Genomic DNA, 16206 nt, shown 5'->3' on the forward strand with positions numbered 1-16206 from the left:
CCACAGGTGAAGATCTACTTAAAGTTATCCATAGGAATAACCTCGGTAAACGCAATGGATATTGATCCCGTTATTCACAGTTTATTCTTTTCCTTGTGGAAAATTATTGTGCTTCTAGTTGTTCTCGCCACTGTGGTAACCATTCTAGGGCGACATCTTCTGGAACCGGTTCTTCAACCGCATCTATTTCTAGACGTTCGCCAATTCGGGTCGCACCTAAATCTTGAAGTAATTGATCCGCATCTCGACCCGCCTGGCAGAATGAATCATATTGGCTTGAACCCAAAGCGATAACACCGTATTTGAGCTGGCTTAAATCAGGTCGTTCTTGCTGAAGTTGACTCATAAAGGGTTCTATATTGTCAGGAAAATCGCCTGCACCGTGAGTGGATGTGCAAATCAACCAGACATGGCTACCATCAGTTTTCAGCTCTGCTAAATCAGCATCTAAGTGTTGGGTTACCTGATGTTGATCCAATAATTGTTGTTCGACTTCATCAGCAACATATTCGGCTGCGCCGAGCATCGATCCAACGATAAGATCGATTTCCATAAGCTCTCCTTGGGTTCTTAAAGTGTTACATTTAGTTTGTGGATGCTTTTTTATATATAGCCTAAATGCCCTGTCAAAAACGATCCATCTCTTTTTATGATCGAGAATTGCTCACACAGGATCCACATTTTGTGCACTGGATATTCGCCGATCTTGATCGGACGATCAACCCTGTTGATCAAGGGCTTTTTGGATCTATGCACGAGATCCTTTAAATTTGAGATCAAAGGATCTGGGGATATGTGATGTGAATGGCTATAAATAGAAGAGAATCGCGAAAAGGTGATACAAGGTTAACCCTTTCGCGATGAGTGGTATTTAATGGGCGGTGACTTTCTGGATGAATTGCTGTAAACGAGGATCGTGTGGTGTTTCGAAAATTTGTTGGGGGGTTCCTTGTTCGACGATATTACCATCGGCCATAAAGATGATCCGATCAGCCACTTCTCTAGCAAATTGCATTTCATGAGTCACGATTAACATGGTCTGATGATTTTTGGCCAGTTTTTTCATTAGGGCCAAGACTTCGCCGACCCATTCGGGATCCAGCGCTGAAGTGGGTTCATCAAACAGCAATATTTGGGGTTTTAAAGCCATGGCACGGCCAATGCCGATGCGTTGTTGTTGGCCCCCGGATAATGAGGCCGGATAAGCATCCCCTTTGTCAGCCAGCCCTATTTCAGCCAGAATTTGTTCGGCGATTTGGTAGGCTTTAGGTTTTGGATAATGGTGAACGGTTATCAGCCCTTCAGCAATATTGTTTCGGGCGTTCAGATGGGCGAATAGAGCATAGTTTTGAAATACAAATCCGGTTGAGCGACGTAGTGCTAGAATTTGTTGGCGTGTGGCTTGGGTTACATCGACTTTTTGTTCATCTAATTGAATGGTGCCTTGATCGGCTTGTTCCAGAAAATTAATACAGCGTAATAGCGTAGATTTACCGGTTCCACTGGAGCCTATGACACAGACGATCTCACCCTGAGCAATATCCAGATCGATCCCTTTTAAAATGGTGGTCGTTCCAAAACTTTTATGCAAATTGGTAATCTGGATCATCGTTGATACGCCTTATTTAATTTTTGTTCGGTAAAAAGTTGAATGCGAGTCAGGATGACGACGATGGCCCAATAGATGAGCGCAACCGCTAAAAAGGCTTCCAGATATTTAAAGCTGGAAGAGGCTTCAGTTTGTGCGGTTGCCATCATCTCAGCCACGCCCAGTGTAAAGGCTAGTGAAGTTGATTTAATCATATCGATGAAATAGTTCACCAATGATGGAAAAGCAATACGCGCGGCCTGAGGTAGAATGATTCGGCGCATGGCTTGGGATGTGGTCATGCCGATGGAGAGGCTAGCTTCCATTTGGCTGTGGTCGATGCCGATGATGGCTGCACGAATACTTTCGGTCATGTAGGCGGCAAAGTGCAGTGTCAGAGCAATAACTGCCGCCGTAAAGGCATTGATACCCACGAGAACCGGGATCAGCTGCGGGAGTCCGTAGTAAAATAGGAACATTTGGACCAGTAGCGGTGTTCCCCGGAAAAAGCTGATATAAAGCTGACAAATCCCGTTTAAAACGGGGACTTTAAAAATACGGATGTTGGCAATAATAATCGCAAGGATGAGTGCGAACATCATGCCGATAACGGCCATTCCCATTGTGGTTCCCAAATATTTCAGGAGGATCGGGAACAGCCCTAACATATATGCATAATCAAATTGCATCGGTAGCCTCAAATAAAAAAGGCCCGACGAAGGGCCTTTGTCACATCACTCTATTATTGAGTGATGTCTGTATCAAACCATTTTTGTGAAATCTTACTCAGTGTGCCATCTGCCCGGATAGCGGCTAAAGTTTTATTGACTTGATCTCGTAATTGCTTGCCATGTTCGTTATTGAGAAATGGCCAGGCATTTTCAATTTTTGCAAAAGGTTTTCCGGCCAATTGTAGGGGCAAATGCGAGGATTTAATCAATTGTACTGAGGAGAGTCGATCCATAATATAAGCATCGGCGCGCCCTAATGCGACGACCTGTTCAACACCGGTATCAAAGGTTTTGACCTGAATCGTGCCTTGATGCTGTTTATTATATTGATCCAGTAACTGCTCGAAATTACTTCCTAAGTTAACAGCGACGGTTTTTCCATTTAAATCAGCAAGGCTATGGATGCTGTTATTTCCCTTGCGAACGGTAATTTGAGCGCCATCGATGACATAGGGATCAGAGAACAGATATTTCGCTTTCCGTTCTGCAGTCACGGTAATTTGGTTAGAGATCGTATCGATGCGTTTAGTTTCCAACAAACCAAATAGACCTGAAAAACTGGCTGTGACAAATTTGATGTCGTAATGATTTCGTTTACCGATTTCATTCCATACATCTACTTCAAATCCCTGAAGCTTATCGTTTTTACTAAAGGTAAAAGGGAAGTAGCGTCCTGACATACCTACTTTGACAACTGTTGCTGCTTGTACAGTCGATAATGTTGCCGCAATCAGAGTCATCCCTACGGCTATTTTGGCCCAAAATTTCATAGCTCATCCTATTTATTGAATTGCGATCAGTATAGCCTGACATGAATTGGGAACTAAATTATATTTTATTATGCGCACCTTTTATTGGGTTATAACTCGATTGCTGAAAAAAGTGCTTATAAATAACTAAATTGTTAGTTTATATTTCGTAAAATCGCGGGGTTGGAACAGTCAGAGATAAATTTAATCAGGAGTAATGGTTTGACATGATGGCCAGCGATCTAGCCATGATAGGTTAGAAACAAAAGGGCTTATCTTATATGGAATGGTACAGAGATAAGCCCATCATTAAGATTGATTATTCAGAATCAGTCACATTATTAAAACATTGATTTTTAGACATTAAATCTTGAAGTTTAGCCCGCTGTTCTTGAGTCAGAACCGACATTCTCTGGTGCATCCATTTGGCATGTTCTACCATACGTTGTTCAAACATCTGATCCCGGAATTGATGATGAGATTCAGCCATTTTATCGGCTAGCTGTTGGACTTGTTTTTCATCAAATTTGTCACTCATCATTAGATCATGCATCTGTTTTGCATATTGCTGATAGTGATCAGCTTGTGGACCTTTTCCTTTATGCATTGAGCCTGCAAAACGAGGGCCGTGCTGGAATCGTTGCATTTGCATATCGTATAACTGAGCTTTTTGGGCATCAGTCAGGTTAAGTTGCTGCATATAACCGGCCATTGCTCTTGGGCCGTCACAGCGCTGAGTCATGTGTTGCCCACGTCCAGCAGGGCCATCCATCATGCCATCACGCATACCCATTCCCATGCCACCCCCTTGGTGAGCATAACTGGCGACACTAAATAACATCGGTAAAGCGGCTAAACTAGCGATTAATTTGGTTGTACGGTTCATCATCGTCTCTCCTGTTGAAATCTATGACTTAGTTTAATTTACGCAACGTAAATAGGTGCCAGCGACTTGTAAAGTTATGCAAATCCCACACAAAAGAGATGTTCAGCACTTTTATATCTCAATTTGTACTACGCTCGAAGAGGTACCGGGGGCTTTTGACTCCGGAGTCAATAACTACTGAATGGAAGCATCACATGTTTTTGCATATAAAATTATGTCGTGCAGTACACCGTCTGGGAGTTGGGCTGGCTGCCTGTATTGCACTTGTTGCCAGTCCATGGGCTCTGGCTGATTTTGGACTTACGACATCAACGGATTACTATACGGTTGATACTGGCGCTGGCTTAATCTTTAAAATCTTGCGTCAGGATGGCGGTTCCAATACTCGATCTCCCGGAGATATTGCCTCATTGGTGATCGATGGTGTTGAATATGAGCAACCCAACCGAGGATCACAGATTAATTCGGGGTTTGATTATTTATACACCTCGGATAGCAGCGTTTCGCTTTCAGCTCAACAAGTAAATAGTCAAACGATCAAGATCACGGTGACCGCAGGTCATTTGACCCATTACTATATGGCTCGTCGTGGTGAACGTCGGATCTATATGGCCACTTATTTTACTGAAGAGCCGACCACGATGGGGCTGGTTCGTTTTATTCTGCGGATGCAGTATGATCGACTGCCCCATGGGCCCGAGCCTGCGGACATTAGTCAGACGGTGAGTACGGTTGAAGCTCATGATATTTTTGCGTTAGCTAACGGTGAAACACGTTCAAAACATTATTCGAATCATCGGTTGATGGATTGGAAATATATCGGGGGGACCGGAAACCACATTGGGATTTGGGTGGTTCGAGATAACGGCGAAGGTGGATCCGGTGGACCGTTTTATCGCAGCCTGTTGAATCAGGTGACCGCTCACGCTAATGAAATCACTTATATCGTCAATTACAATGAAGCTCAGACTGAAGCGTTACGTACACATGTGTTAAATGCCTACACGTTGGTTGTGACTGATGGTAGCGCTCCGAGTACGAATATCGATACCAGCTGGTTCTCGCAAATGTCGCTGCTCGGTTATGTACCGGATAGTCAACGAGGCCGGGTGGCTGGCGTCGGAATTAACGGGATGGACAGTGATTATCAATATACCGTTGGTTTTGCTAACAGCCGGGCGCAGTATTGGACTCACCCCAGTAGCAGTGGTTATTTTTCATTAGACCGGATGCTCCCTGGCACTTATACCATGACCATCTATAAAAATGAATTAGCCGTTCATACGCAGAGTATTACCGTATCGGCAGGTTCGATTACCTCTTTGCACACGATCACCATTACCGGTGATCCGTCTCAGCAATCGGCTATTTTTCGAGTGGGTCATTGGGACGGTACGCCGACTGAGTTTTTAAATGGCGATAAAGTAACCACGATGCATCCGTCGGATGTGCGAATGGCCAACTGGAGCACACCGACCTGGACGGCAGGGTCCAGTAGTTCCCGTGATTTCCCCGCTTACATCTGGAAAGATGTTAATAATGGTCGTCAAATCAGTTTTAGGTTGAGTAATAGTCAACGTCAGAGTGCCCATACGGTGCGAGTGGGGATCACGGTGGCTTACGCCAACGCCAGACCGATCATTAAAGTGAATGACTGGCAATCCTCTGTTCCGGCTATTTCCCAGCAACCATCGACGCGAACCTTGACCATCGGGACCTATCGGGGCAACAACCATACCTATGAATTTACAGTTCCGGCCAGTGCCTGGAATACTCAATCGAGTTGGAATACCCTGACCATTAGTGCGGCAAGCGGCTCAGGAGGAAGTCAGTACCTTTCTGCTGGTTTTAGCGTGGATTGTATCGATTTGCTTAATTAGCCTACCGGGTAAGAAGATGAGAGTCACCATGGTTAGGATGACTCCCATCAGTTTTGATTAAATCCAATATATTCAATAAATAATCCAACCTTAATTTTCAACGGCGTCTATCGAGGCTGTTGATCTTTCGTGATGATGTATGTTTGCAACCCTCTGAACTTGGGGTCTGTCAGGCAACGAAAAGGTCGTTGTCATGCAATCTATTCTGATAGAGGCATGATTAAATGGAATCGAGAACATGCGACTATTTTTCTTATGGTGTATCTCTCTTATTCGTTCGATGAAAACGGTTTAGTTGAATAAAATTCAATCACTCCAACTAAAAATTTTCTAATATAGGCCGTCTTATGCAATAAAGGACAAACGATGGTTGGGTTCATCGGGAATAAAATCATCATATCTGGGAACTATTGATGTTATGGAAGTGATTACCAGTCATGCTCCGTTTTTAGAACAACTGATCCACTGGCCTACCGATGCTGAGCAGCTCCATCTTTTTGCTGGCCCTGGGCTTCGCTGGCCTTTAACGGTTGAACAGTTAATCCAGAGTGAGCAGACCGGATATGCCGGAATGTTAGTCGAAGGTGAACTATTATTAGGTTACTTTCAACTGAAGATGCGATCACCGGAAATTTGCCGGTTATGTCGGGTCATTATCCATCCTCGTTACCGGGGGCAACGGTTAGGACGAATGATGTTGGCGCATGCGATTTTAATTGCTCGCGATCACTATCATGCCAAACGGATCGAACTGGGCGTATATCAGCATAATTTACGAGCGATGAACCGGTATTTGTACTTTGGATTTCGTCCGATGAGTCAGAGTATGGTTCGAGGTCCTGGGCATCGAAATTGGATCGTGGTGGAAATGTACAAAATATTGGGAAAAACCTGTATTGATATACAGGTCTGATCAAGCGCACAATAAATACTATAACTAAGCATAATTGAACGAAAAGTGAGATACGTCGTGGATGATACGTCGCGCATCAATTCGGCTCCTCCCATCGTATTAATCCGTGGATTGATGGGTGATGCCTCATACTGGGATTATTTTAAGCAATTACTGGAACAACGCTTGCAGCGGAATGTCTATCTGCTTGATTTGACAACAGCTTTTGATCGTGATGAATCCGTGCATCTGGATGAATGGGTGGAGCGATTGCGCCAGCATCTCAATGAAGAGTTTGGTCATCGTCGTTGCCATTTGGTGAGCTTATCACTGGGAGCTGTGGTGGCTTTGAATTGGCAACAGCGTTTTCCAGATGAAGTCGCCAGTTGTACGTTCATTAATGCTGCATTTATTGATGGTCAGCAGCGCTGGCAACCTCAGCGTTGGTGGTTATTGATTAAGTTAGCCGTATTAACCTTGTGGCCCGGAAATCGTCCAGAACGATGGTTGCGGTGGTTATCGGCCTGGCCAACACTACATTCACCTTGGCCTGATGATAAAGAACCTCCTGTGAATGTCAGACGGTTAGTGGCTCAGTATCAGATTTTGCTCAAGGGTGTGGCTTTTAGTCAGCCGAGCGCACCTTGTCAGCTGCTGGTTTCGCGTCATGATCGGCTGGTGCACTGTTCTCATAGTTATCAGTTGGCCGAACGCTGGCAGTCGCCGTTGTTTCCACATTTAAGCGCGGGTCATGATCTGGCGTTGGATGATCCTCGGTGGGTGTGTGAAAAGATTACTGACTGGGTCATTCGCCACGATTCATAATGAATAAAATTATTTATTTTATGTAGAACATCTACACTCAAATCAATTAGTTTATTATATGATTGGTCAAAAAAGAGCCAATTATATAGGATGGTTTAATCATAATAAACGAAGGATGCGAGTGATGTTTCGACGTACAAAAATTGTAGCGACCTTAGGTCCGGCGACGGCCAGAGGGGATTGCCTTGAACAGATGATCCTGGCCGGAGTGAATATGGTTCGCTTAAACTTCTCCCACGGTGAACCCGAACTCCATAAGCAACAGGCCGCTCTAGTGCGGAATATTGCCGCTAAACACAATCTTCATGTCGCCATTTTAGGCGATCTACAGGGCCCTAAAATTCGGGTTTCAACCTTTAAAGAAAATTCCGTTCAATTGCAAGTTGGTCAACCTTTTTGTCTGGATGCCGATTTAGCCCGAGGTGAGGGGGATCAGCACCAGGTTGGTGTAGATTATAAAGCACTGGTTCAGGATGTGATCCCCGGAGACATTTTATTACTCGATGATGGGCGTATACAGCTGGAAGTGGAGCGCACCGAAGGGCATAAAGTCTGGACTCATGTCACGGTCGGGGGCGTGTTATCTAACAATAAAGGGATCAATAAAAAAGGGGGCGGATTGTCGGCGGCGGCCCTAACCGATAAAGATAAGCAGGACATTCATATCGCTGCCGATATTGGGGTGGATTATCTGGCGGTATCTTTTCCTCGTAATGGTGATGACATGCGGTATGCCCGCAGTTTAGCGGTGCAGGCGGGGATGGAAAACGTCAAATTGGTCGCGAAAGTTGAGCGGGCTGAAACGGTCGCTTCCGATGAAAATATGACCGATATTATTTTAGCTTCGGATGCCGTGATGGTGGCGCGGGGCGATCTGGGGGTTGAAATTGGCGATGCGGAGCTGGTGGGGGTTCAGAAACGACTGATTCGATTGACCCGACATTTTAATCGGGTCGTGATTACTGCAACGCAGATGATGGAATCGATGATCCATGCGCCGCTTCCTACGCGTGCTGAGACTATGGATGTCGCCAATGCCGTACTGGATGGAACCGATGCGGTCATGCTCTCGGGTGAAACTGCTGTGGGTGATTATCCGGTTGAAACTGTTAAAGCGATGGCCAATGTTTGTCTCGGGGCAGAAAAACATCCCAGTATTAATATCTCCAGCCATCGAGCCGATAGCCAGTTTACCGATATTAATGAAAGCATTGCGATGGCGACTATGTTTGCGGCCCATCATCAGAAAGGAATGAAAGCGATTATCACCTTAACCGAATCGGGGTCAACGGCACTGCTCTGTTCGCGGTTAAGTTCCGGTCTGCCTATTTTTGCCCTTTCAAGACATCCTTATACACTTAACCGTTGTGCGCTGTTTCGTGGCGTTTATCCGGTGTACTTTAAGGTGACCGGGGATATAAAAACAGTGATGGTGGCGGCATTATCTCAGCTCAAAGAACAGGGATTTTTACATCATGGTGATTTGGTGATGCTGACGCATGGAGATGAAACCGATATGACCGGAACCACCAACACTTGTAAGATCCTCAAAGTGGGTTAAGACGACTTACCAAGAGCCACCAGTGATAGCCGCTGGGAGCCAGATAATAAAGTCCGCCACAAGCGGCTATCAATACAACCGTTAGCCAAGGCTCGTTCCATTGGGTTATTTTTAACGCACTGCCAAATGAGCCTTTGAGCCGGGCTCCGGCCAAGTCGACACTATAGATTTCATCTAATAATAGATGAACGAGTGCTCCTATAAATAAAAATAGTCCACAGCCCCATGCAATCGCAGCCGTCATATTGAGGAGCCGATAGCCGATCACAATCGTGATCAGCGCAAAAAGCAGGTTGGCCAGCAGTGAATGAAGTATGCCTCGGTGGATGGTGAGACGGGCAAAAATTTGGCGTAGTGGAAAATAAATGATTAAAAAAGTACCGAGCCCAGCCAGCCATAACTGCCATATTTTCAGATAAGGATGTACTTTAATCACGACGATCACGGTAGCTAATCCGGACAGAAGCTGAAAAATGAGACGGATTGATTTGGAATGATCCGAGTCGATGTCCGGTAAAATTCCCCCAAGTGTTCCGGCAGCCCAGTACAATAGCGCTAGCTCGACGGAAAGCTGGTAGTGTACGAGCATGGCCGTAGTGAGCGCACCGCTCACTACGGCGGCAGCAATGGTATGCGTTTTAAAATCAGCCATGATACAACAGTAACTCACGGAAAACGGGAGCATTATTCTACGAAATTTGCTGGCAAATAGACATCTTAAGTGGAATTATGGGCCTGCTTATTGTGAATCATAAAAGAATCGCTATAATCTGCCCGGATCCAAATGATCAGGTGATCTTTTATCTTTTGATGCCGGTTAAAAGCCTTTCATTGACTTTTGTCAGGCTTATGATTAGAATTTCGCCTCTTTTTACTAGGCTATCTCTGATTTATGGGGAAATAGCTTACTGTACAGTAAAAATTAGCTAGCAAATGGTAATAAAATTATGAAACGTACTTTTCAACCTAGCGTACTGAAGCGTAAACGTTCACACGGTTTCCGCGCTCGTATGGCTACTAAAAATGGCCGTCAGGTTCTGGCTCGTCGCCGTGCCAAAGGTCGTGCGCGTCTGTCTGCCTAATCGTGGCATTACAGTCGTTCGGCAGGGAGTTACGTTTGTTAACTCCCGTGCATTTTAAGCGAGTATTTAATCAACCGATCCGTGTCGGTACACCTCAGCTTACCTTTCTGGCAGTTGCTAATGAGCTGTCACATCCTCGCCTTGGCTTAGCCATTTCTAAAAAAAGTGATAAGCGTGCTGTGGCTCGAAATCGGATCAAGCGGCATGTTCGGGAAAGTTTTCGGTTAAATCAACACCTGTTACCTCAGGTGGACATCGTGGTGATATCCAAACCGGGAGTTTCAAAGCTTGAAGATGCCGAATTGAACAGAATGATAGAAAAATCATGGCGACGATTGCAGCGCCGGTTCGCTGGCTGATGATTGCCCTCATTCGGGGGTATCAACTTTTCATTAGTCCTTTAATTGGACCTCGCTGTCGTTTTACGCCAACATGTTCGCAATATGCGATCGAAGCAATAAAAGTGCATGGTGTGATAAAAGGCGGTTGGTTTGCTCTCAAACGTCTATTAAAATGCCAGCCTTTACATCCTGGTGGTTACGATCCAGTGCCACCGGCTCATCAAACTAAAAGAGATTGACTAGACTATGGAATCTCAACGTAATTTACTGATAATCGGTCTGCTGTTTGTCAGCTTTCTGATCTACCAGCAGTGGAATATGGATAAAAATCCTAAGCCGGTAGCGACTGAACAAACTACAACTGCACAGGCAAATCAAAGTGATTTACCTCAAGGTTCAGGCAGTGTAAGCCCCTCTGCTGTTGACAGCAGTAATTCGGCTGCGGCATCGAAAGGACAGCTGATTACGCTTAAATCAGATGTTTTAGAGCTCACTATCAATACTGAAGGTGGTGATATCGTTCGCGCTGGTTTATTGGCTTATCCAAAAACCGAAAAAACGGATGCCCCGTTTGAACTACTCGATATTCATGGTGAACATCAATATTCGGCTCGTAGTGGCTTGATTGGTCCAAATGGCATCGACAACAAAGATGCGCGTCCGGTCTATCAGGTGAGTGCTAAAACATTCGAACTGGCGAAAGGTCAGGATAAGTTGACGGTTCCTCTGACGTATACCGATGCTAACGGCGTGGTGTATACCAAGCTGTTTGTCCTGAAAAAAGGCAGCTACGATGTCGGTGTCAGTTATCGCGTGAATAACCATTCGTCGGCCCCCATTTCGGTTCAGATGTTTGGTGAGCTTAAACAGAATACCAAAGAAGAGGGCGGACATTTAGGTCGTCCGAGTTATCGAGGTGGTGCTTACTCATCAGATAACACTCGCTACGATAAATATAGCTTCAGTGATATCAAAGATACCAACCTGAATGAAAAAACCAGCACTGGCTGGGTGGCCATGCTGGAACATTATTTTGCAGCGGCTTGGATCCCACCCCAACACAGTGAGAGCACTTTATATAGTAACTATAAAGACGGGTTTGCTCATATCGGATTCATTAGTGCAGCGAAAACGATTGCGGCCGGTCAGAGTGGTGAAATTAGTAGCTCGGCTTGGATTGGTCCGGAATTACAGGACAAAATGGCCGCTGTAGCACCGCATCTGGATTTGACTGTTGATTACGGTTGGTTATGGTTCATCTCTCAGCCCTTGTTTAAATTCCTGAAATTCTTGCATAGCATCGTAGGAAACTGGGGGGTAGCCATTATCCTGATCACTTTGATTGTGAAAGGGGTGATGTATCCGCTGACCCGTGCGCAGTATACCTCCATGGCAAAAATGCGGTTGCTGCAACCGAAGATGAAAGAACTGCGTGAGCGTTATGGCGATGATCGCCAGAAACAGTCTCAGGCGATGATGGAACTGTACAAGAAAGAAAAAGTGAATCCGCTGGGCGGGTGTTTCCCAATCGCGTTGCAGATGCCTATTTTCATTGCGTTGTACTGGGCTTTCTTAGGCAGTGTTGAACTACGCCATGCACCATTCTTCTTGTGGATCCATGACCTGTCTGCACAAGACCCTTACTACATTCTGCCGGTGTTGATGGGGATCAGTATGTTTATGATCCAGAAAATGTCACCGACGGCTGTCGCCGATCCAATGCAGCAGAAAATCATGCAGTTTATGCCAGTGGCGTTTACCGTATTCTTCCTGTTCTTCCCATCGGGTCTGGTTCTGTACTGGTTGGTTAGTAACTGTGTGACCTTAATTCAGCAGACTCTGATTTATCGTGAGTTGGAGAAAAAAGGTTTACATAGCCGCGATAAGAAAGAAAAGAAAAAGTAACTTAAGCGGCAAACGTTTACTTTAAAATCATCTAAAATGCCACAACTTAACGTGGCATTTTTTATGGATCAAATTTAGGAGAGATCATGCCAAATGTAGATACCATTGTTGCTCAGGCAACCGCCCCCGGTCGAGGGGGGGTCGGTATTGTGCGCGTTTCCGGACCGTTATCACGGCAGGTTGCTGAAACCCTGTTAGGACGCTGTCCTAAGCCGCGTTATGCCGATTATCTACCGTTTCATGATCTGGACGGGCAAGTGTTGGATCAAGGGATTGCACTGTTTTTTCAAGGACCTCACTCCTATACCGGCGAAGACGTCTTAGAGCTACAGGGCCATGGTGGCCCGGTGGTTATCGACTTATTAATTCAGCAGATCCTGCAAGTTGAAGGCATTCGGACCGCTCGGCCGGGTGAATTTACCGAACGCGCCTTTTTAAACGATAAGATCGATCTGGCTCAGGCGGAAGCGATTGCCGATCTGATTGAGGCCACCTCTGCGCAGGCTGCAAAAAGCGCATTGAAATCGATGCAGGGTGAGTTCTCAGCCAAAGTGACCGATCTTGTTGAACAGCTGATCCGATTGCGGATTTACGTGGAAGCGGCGATTGATTTTCCTGAAGAAGAAGTCGATTTTTTAGGGGATGGCAAAATTGCCAGTGAGCTGCATGGCGTGCAGCAACAGTTAGCATTAGTGCGTCAGGAAGCTGGGCAAGGTGCACTGTTGCGTGAGGGCATGAAAGTGGTGATCGCGGGTCGTCCGAATGCCGGCAAATCCAGCTTGCTGAACGCGTTGGCGGGTAAAGAATCGGCGATTGTCACCGATATTGCCGGAACCACCCGGGACGTATTGCGTGAATATATCCATTTAGATGGAATGCCACTGCATATTATTGATACAGCGGGTTTGCGCGAAAGCCCGGATAAAGTGGAACAGATTGGTATCGCTCGGGCTTGGGATGAAATTAATAGCGCAGATCGCGTGCTGCTGATGGTTGATAGTAGCGAAAGTGATGCTAAAGATCCCAGCCATATCTGGCCGGAATTTATCGCCCGTTTGCCCGAACATATGGGGCTGAGCGTGATCCGCAACAAAGCCGATCAAAGCGGTGAAAGCATTGGCCAACAGTTAGTGGGTGACATCCCGGTATTATCGTTGTCCGCTAAAACCGGAGAAGGGATCGAATTATTACGCTCTCATCTTAAACAGTGCATGGGATTTCAGGGATCCAATGAAGGTACTTTCATGGCGCGTCGTCGCCATCTGACTGCGTTAGATTTAGGATCGGAACATCTGGAAAATGCTCGGGTGCAACTTGAAGAATATCAGGCCGGTGAGCTGGTGGCCGAAGAACTGCGGCTTTGTCAAAGCGCTTTAAGTGAAATCACCGGTGAATTTACCAGTGATGACCTGTTAGGTCGCATTTTCTCAAGCTTTTGTATCGGCAAGTAAAATAGTCAAACGCATCCAACCAAATCAAAACAACATGATGATTTTAAAATAATTTTGTTTTATTGGGTGGGAAGTGATTTGAAGGGTTTTGTCGATTCTTGCGCCGCATGTGCTCCGAAGATAAATTCTGGAGCACATGCGGCGCACAAGATGAGAAAAACCTATGAGAATCAATATACAAAAGCGAGAACTAGATGACTGACTCGCCACTACTTCTTTAGCCCCATTAAAATACTGACGTTCATACTTTAACGGGGATAGCCCATCATTGGAACGATGCTGTCGTTTCGGGTTGTAAAGCATCTCAATATCCAAGCATAAAGACAATGGGAGGTCGTACCTAAACGCTGAGCCACGTTAGCAACAGAATGACCCGCAACCGTAACTTGTTTTACTGCTTCGATTTTGAATAAAATTTGCGCGGTCACCGCTTGAAGAAAGCAATTCGAGTCTCACGGCGTGTATAGCGCCCCCCTTTGAACTAATCGACTGATTGCTGTGCTCGATAGTGTTGCTGTTCGATAAGTAATGGCATCCCGTAACGCCCCTGCCGACTCTTGCCAAGATAGGGGGCTAACTTATTAAAAGTCTAAAAATAGCTAATTTACTTATGCCTAATAGCAACCAGGTGGGGATCAGTTAGCACGGAATAAACAGTGGGTGACGTAAAAGTTTTAATAAGTGGTAAATCAAGCTTGAATCTCGGCCAATTGATTATCGAGCAAACTCTGACAAAACGCTAAGGTATCAGCTTCGCATTGTTCGATGTCAACTTCATATTCAGCACAAATGGTTTCAATAATTGCATTAACAGTTTGTGGTTGTTCGAGCAGTTTCCAAATGCGGCTGCCGGTACCACTGATGCCAAAATAGCGACCGGATTCTGGCTCCATCATCACGGTATCTCCGTCCATATCGGTGAAAATCTGGTCTGGTTTACGCACAAGACGCTGAGTGAGGGTCAATGGTGACATGTATTGCTCCAAAATGAATAGTTCGTTGCTTAGATGATACCTAACCATTTTAAATGATAATAGCTGTTAACTCGTTTAAATGTTTTGATACGGATTTTCGTGACCCATTAGGAATTAAGTCATTATATTACAGTTAGCAGCTTTAATATTCTGCAAGTATTGGACTGGCTGACTCAATGGTCATAGCAGTATTATTTCTTGTGTTATATGAACAAGGATGTTACAAGAGGAAACAGCTGTAATCGTCACTAGCTGTCTGATTTAAAAGCCTCTATCAATTTCCAAGGGATAAATTATGAATTCACTACCTGAAGATATCATCGATGTTGATGCTAAGAAAGAATGCGGAAAATTAACTTATATTCCCCCCTCATTGTCGCATTTAACACACAAAAATATCGAGTCAAAAACCGGGCCGGCCAGCCAGGAAATTCCCCCCACGACCCCGACTCTGGGGCCAAGTTAAATAACCGCAAATTGAGTTTAGACGTTCAAGAGGCTGAAGGCGTCTCTAAGCAGCCGCAGTAATATGGCTTTAAAGAGCGTTCTCCACAAACTCAGCCGTTTTTTCGCCAAGGGAAAAGAGGCAATTGGCGTAATAAACTGACTGAACAGCAGGTTTCGCGCATTCTTCATGACTATGGAGAAATGATGCAACGCTTGGAGTATTGAGATTCAGTTGGGCAACCGTTGGTTGACCCTCGGCCAAGGAGTGAACTCACGATTCAAGTTGAGTGCAAAGGTGAGCTCATAACCCGTGTTCATTAGTGAAATTAAACGGCTGGTTCGATATCGTCAATCACATGGATTGATGAAGTGGTGCTATCTTTTACTCATATTGATGTATTTGCCAGAACCATATCATACTCTTCGGTAGTGTAATGATGTGGCTACTGATGTACGACGCAGTGATAACAGTCAAGAGTTGAGCGTTACGTAGGTTATATAGAATCGAACTTAGTTGCTTTGGAATTAATCGCTAAAGATAGTTAGTCCTAAAAGATATCTGCTAGATATATCTATTTTTAATTCATATGAAAATTCTTTTTAACGTCATTTCTATGTTTCCTCTTCAATCAAAAAACAAGAATGTGGTGATGGGTATGAAGGGGAAAATTTAAGTCAACATCTATTGATGGGGGCGTTTTATATGTGTGATGGTATATAAGGAAGATGAATGATTATAAATTTATATATCAGTAAGTGTCGCTGTTGGAAAAGGGGAAGACGCTTAGGTTAAACGCTTTATATTGATATAGGTTCATAATAGATTCATCGAAAAAATATTAACTTTTAAAAAATTTTTCTCCATGATGGATGTCTCAAATACTCTTAATGTCA

Annotated in this window: 17 protein-coding genes and 1 pseudogene; 10 read left to right on the forward strand and 8 right to left on the reverse strand. The window is 44.9% G+C overall.

The window, feature by feature from the left end:
- Positions 1-103: 103 nt before the first annotated feature.
- The 5 genes from mioC to ABUE20_RS13515 all read right to left on the reverse strand — a co-directional run bounded on the left by mioC (position 104) and on the right by ABUE20_RS13515 (position 3957).
- A complete protein-coding gene (gene mioC / locus ABUE20_RS13495; RefSeq protein WP_408620464.1) occupies positions 104-553 on the reverse strand; it encodes an FMN-binding protein MioC in 450 nt (149 codons plus the stop codon).
- A 318-nt stretch (positions 554-871) separates the two neighbouring features.
- Positions 872-1609: an amino acid ABC transporter ATP-binding protein gene (locus ABUE20_RS13500; RefSeq protein WP_408620465.1), complete on the reverse strand. Its 738-nt coding sequence runs from the start codon at positions 1607-1609 to the stop codon at positions 872-874.
- The gene (locus tag ABUE20_RS13505) at positions 1606-2277 is read right to left on the reverse strand and encodes an amino acid ABC transporter permease (RefSeq protein ID WP_408620466.1); all 672 of its coding nucleotides are present in this window, start codon (positions 2275-2277) and stop codon (positions 1606-1608) included. Before ABUE20_RS13505 ends, ABUE20_RS13500 begins: the two co-directional genes overlap by 4 nt.
- A gap of 53 nt (positions 2278-2330) precedes the next feature.
- The gene (locus ABUE20_RS13510; protein ID WP_408620467.1) at positions 2331-3089 is read right to left on the reverse strand and encodes an amino acid ABC transporter substrate-binding protein; all 759 of its coding nucleotides are present in this window, start codon (positions 3087-3089) and stop codon (positions 2331-2333) included.
- 298 nt (positions 3090-3387) lie between these two features.
- Positions 3388-3957 carry a hypothetical protein gene (locus ABUE20_RS13515; RefSeq protein WP_408620468.1) on the reverse strand — a complete coding sequence of 190 codons (570 nt, stop codon included), beginning with the start codon at positions 3955-3957 and terminating at the stop codon, positions 3388-3390.
- 191 nt (positions 3958-4148) lie between these two features.
- On the opposite strand from ABUE20_RS13515, the gene ABUE20_RS13520 reads away from it, so the two are divergent.
- The 4 genes from ABUE20_RS13520 to pyk all read left to right on the forward strand — a co-directional run bounded on the left by ABUE20_RS13520 (position 4149) and on the right by pyk (position 9112).
- Complete coding sequence (locus ABUE20_RS13520) at positions 4149-5834, forward strand: rhamnogalacturonan lyase B N-terminal domain-containing protein (protein WP_408620469.1); 1686 nt, start codon at positions 4149-4151, stop codon at positions 5832-5834.
- Between the two features lie 418 nt (positions 5835-6252).
- Positions 6253-6747, forward strand: a complete 495-nt coding sequence (locus ABUE20_RS13525; protein ID WP_408620470.1) for a GNAT family N-acetyltransferase — start codon at positions 6253-6255, stop codon at positions 6745-6747.
- A gap of 57 nt (positions 6748-6804) precedes the next feature.
- Entirely contained in the window at positions 6805-7551 is a 747-nt protein-coding gene (locus ABUE20_RS13530; protein WP_408620471.1) for an alpha/beta fold hydrolase, read from the forward strand.
- 115 nt (positions 7552-7666) lie between these two features.
- Positions 7667-9112 (forward strand): pyruvate kinase, encoded by a 1446-nt coding sequence (pyk, locus tag ABUE20_RS13535; protein ID WP_408620472.1) that lies wholly within the window; start codon positions 7667-7669, stop codon positions 9110-9112.
- On the opposite strand, the gene ABUE20_RS13540 is transcribed toward pyk, so the two are convergent.
- On the reverse strand, positions 9099-9764 hold the full coding sequence (locus ABUE20_RS13540; protein ID WP_408620473.1) for a metal-dependent hydrolase: 666 nt from the start codon (positions 9762-9764) through the stop codon (positions 9099-9101). The genes pyk and ABUE20_RS13540 overlap by 14 nt on opposite strands.
- Before the next feature lie 295 nt (positions 9765-10059).
- Between ABUE20_RS13540 and rpmH the strand changes: the two genes are divergently transcribed.
- From rpmH to mnmE, 5 genes are all read left to right on the forward strand, one after another.
- Positions 10060-10194 carry a 50S ribosomal protein L34 gene (gene rpmH, locus ABUE20_RS13545; RefSeq protein WP_055733490.1) on the forward strand — a complete coding sequence of 45 codons (135 nt, stop codon included), beginning with the start codon at positions 10060-10062 and terminating at the stop codon, positions 10192-10194.
- Positions 10195-10196: 2 nt separating this feature from the next.
- A complete protein-coding gene (rnpA, locus tag ABUE20_RS13550; RefSeq protein WP_408620474.1) occupies positions 10197-10553 on the forward strand; it encodes a ribonuclease P protein component in 357 nt (118 codons plus the stop codon).
- Positions 10520-10774, forward strand: a complete 255-nt coding sequence (gene yidD / locus ABUE20_RS13555; RefSeq protein ID WP_408620475.1) for a membrane protein insertion efficiency factor YidD — start codon at positions 10520-10522, stop codon at positions 10772-10774. Before rnpA ends, yidD begins: the two co-directional genes overlap by 34 nt.
- A 7-nt stretch (positions 10775-10781) precedes the next feature.
- Complete coding sequence (yidC, locus tag ABUE20_RS13560; RefSeq protein ID WP_408620476.1) at positions 10782-12440, forward strand: membrane protein insertase YidC; 1659 nt, start codon at positions 10782-10784, stop codon at positions 12438-12440.
- A gap of 86 nt (positions 12441-12526) precedes the next feature.
- Positions 12527-13891 carry a tRNA uridine-5-carboxymethylaminomethyl(34) synthesis GTPase MnmE gene (mnmE, locus tag ABUE20_RS13565; protein ID WP_408620477.1) on the forward strand — a complete coding sequence of 455 codons (1365 nt, stop codon included), beginning with the start codon at positions 12527-12529 and terminating at the stop codon, positions 13889-13891.
- Positions 13892-14199: 308 nt separating this feature from the next.
- On the opposite strand, the pseudogene ABUE20_RS13570 reads toward mnmE, so the two are convergent.
- Positions 14200-14319, reverse strand: a pseudogene (locus ABUE20_RS13570) (transposase); the annotation flags it as partial.
- Between the two features lie 261 nt (positions 14320-14580).
- A complete protein-coding gene (locus ABUE20_RS13575) occupies positions 14581-14865 on the reverse strand; it encodes a lasso peptide biosynthesis PqqD family chaperone (protein WP_408620478.1) in 285 nt (94 codons plus the stop codon).
- A 295-nt stretch (positions 14866-15160) separates the two neighbouring features.
- Between ABUE20_RS13575 and ABUE20_RS13580 the strand changes: the two genes are divergently transcribed.
- Positions 15161-15331 carry a hypothetical protein gene (locus ABUE20_RS13580; protein WP_408620479.1) on the forward strand — a complete coding sequence of 57 codons (171 nt, stop codon included), beginning with the start codon at positions 15161-15163 and terminating at the stop codon, positions 15329-15331.
- The last annotated feature ends 875 nt before the right edge of the window (positions 15332-16206 follow it).

Source organism: Celerinatantimonas marina (assembly GCF_046054165.1).
Taxonomy (GTDB): domain Bacteria; phylum Pseudomonadota; class Gammaproteobacteria; order Enterobacterales; family Celerinatantimonadaceae; genus Celerinatantimonas.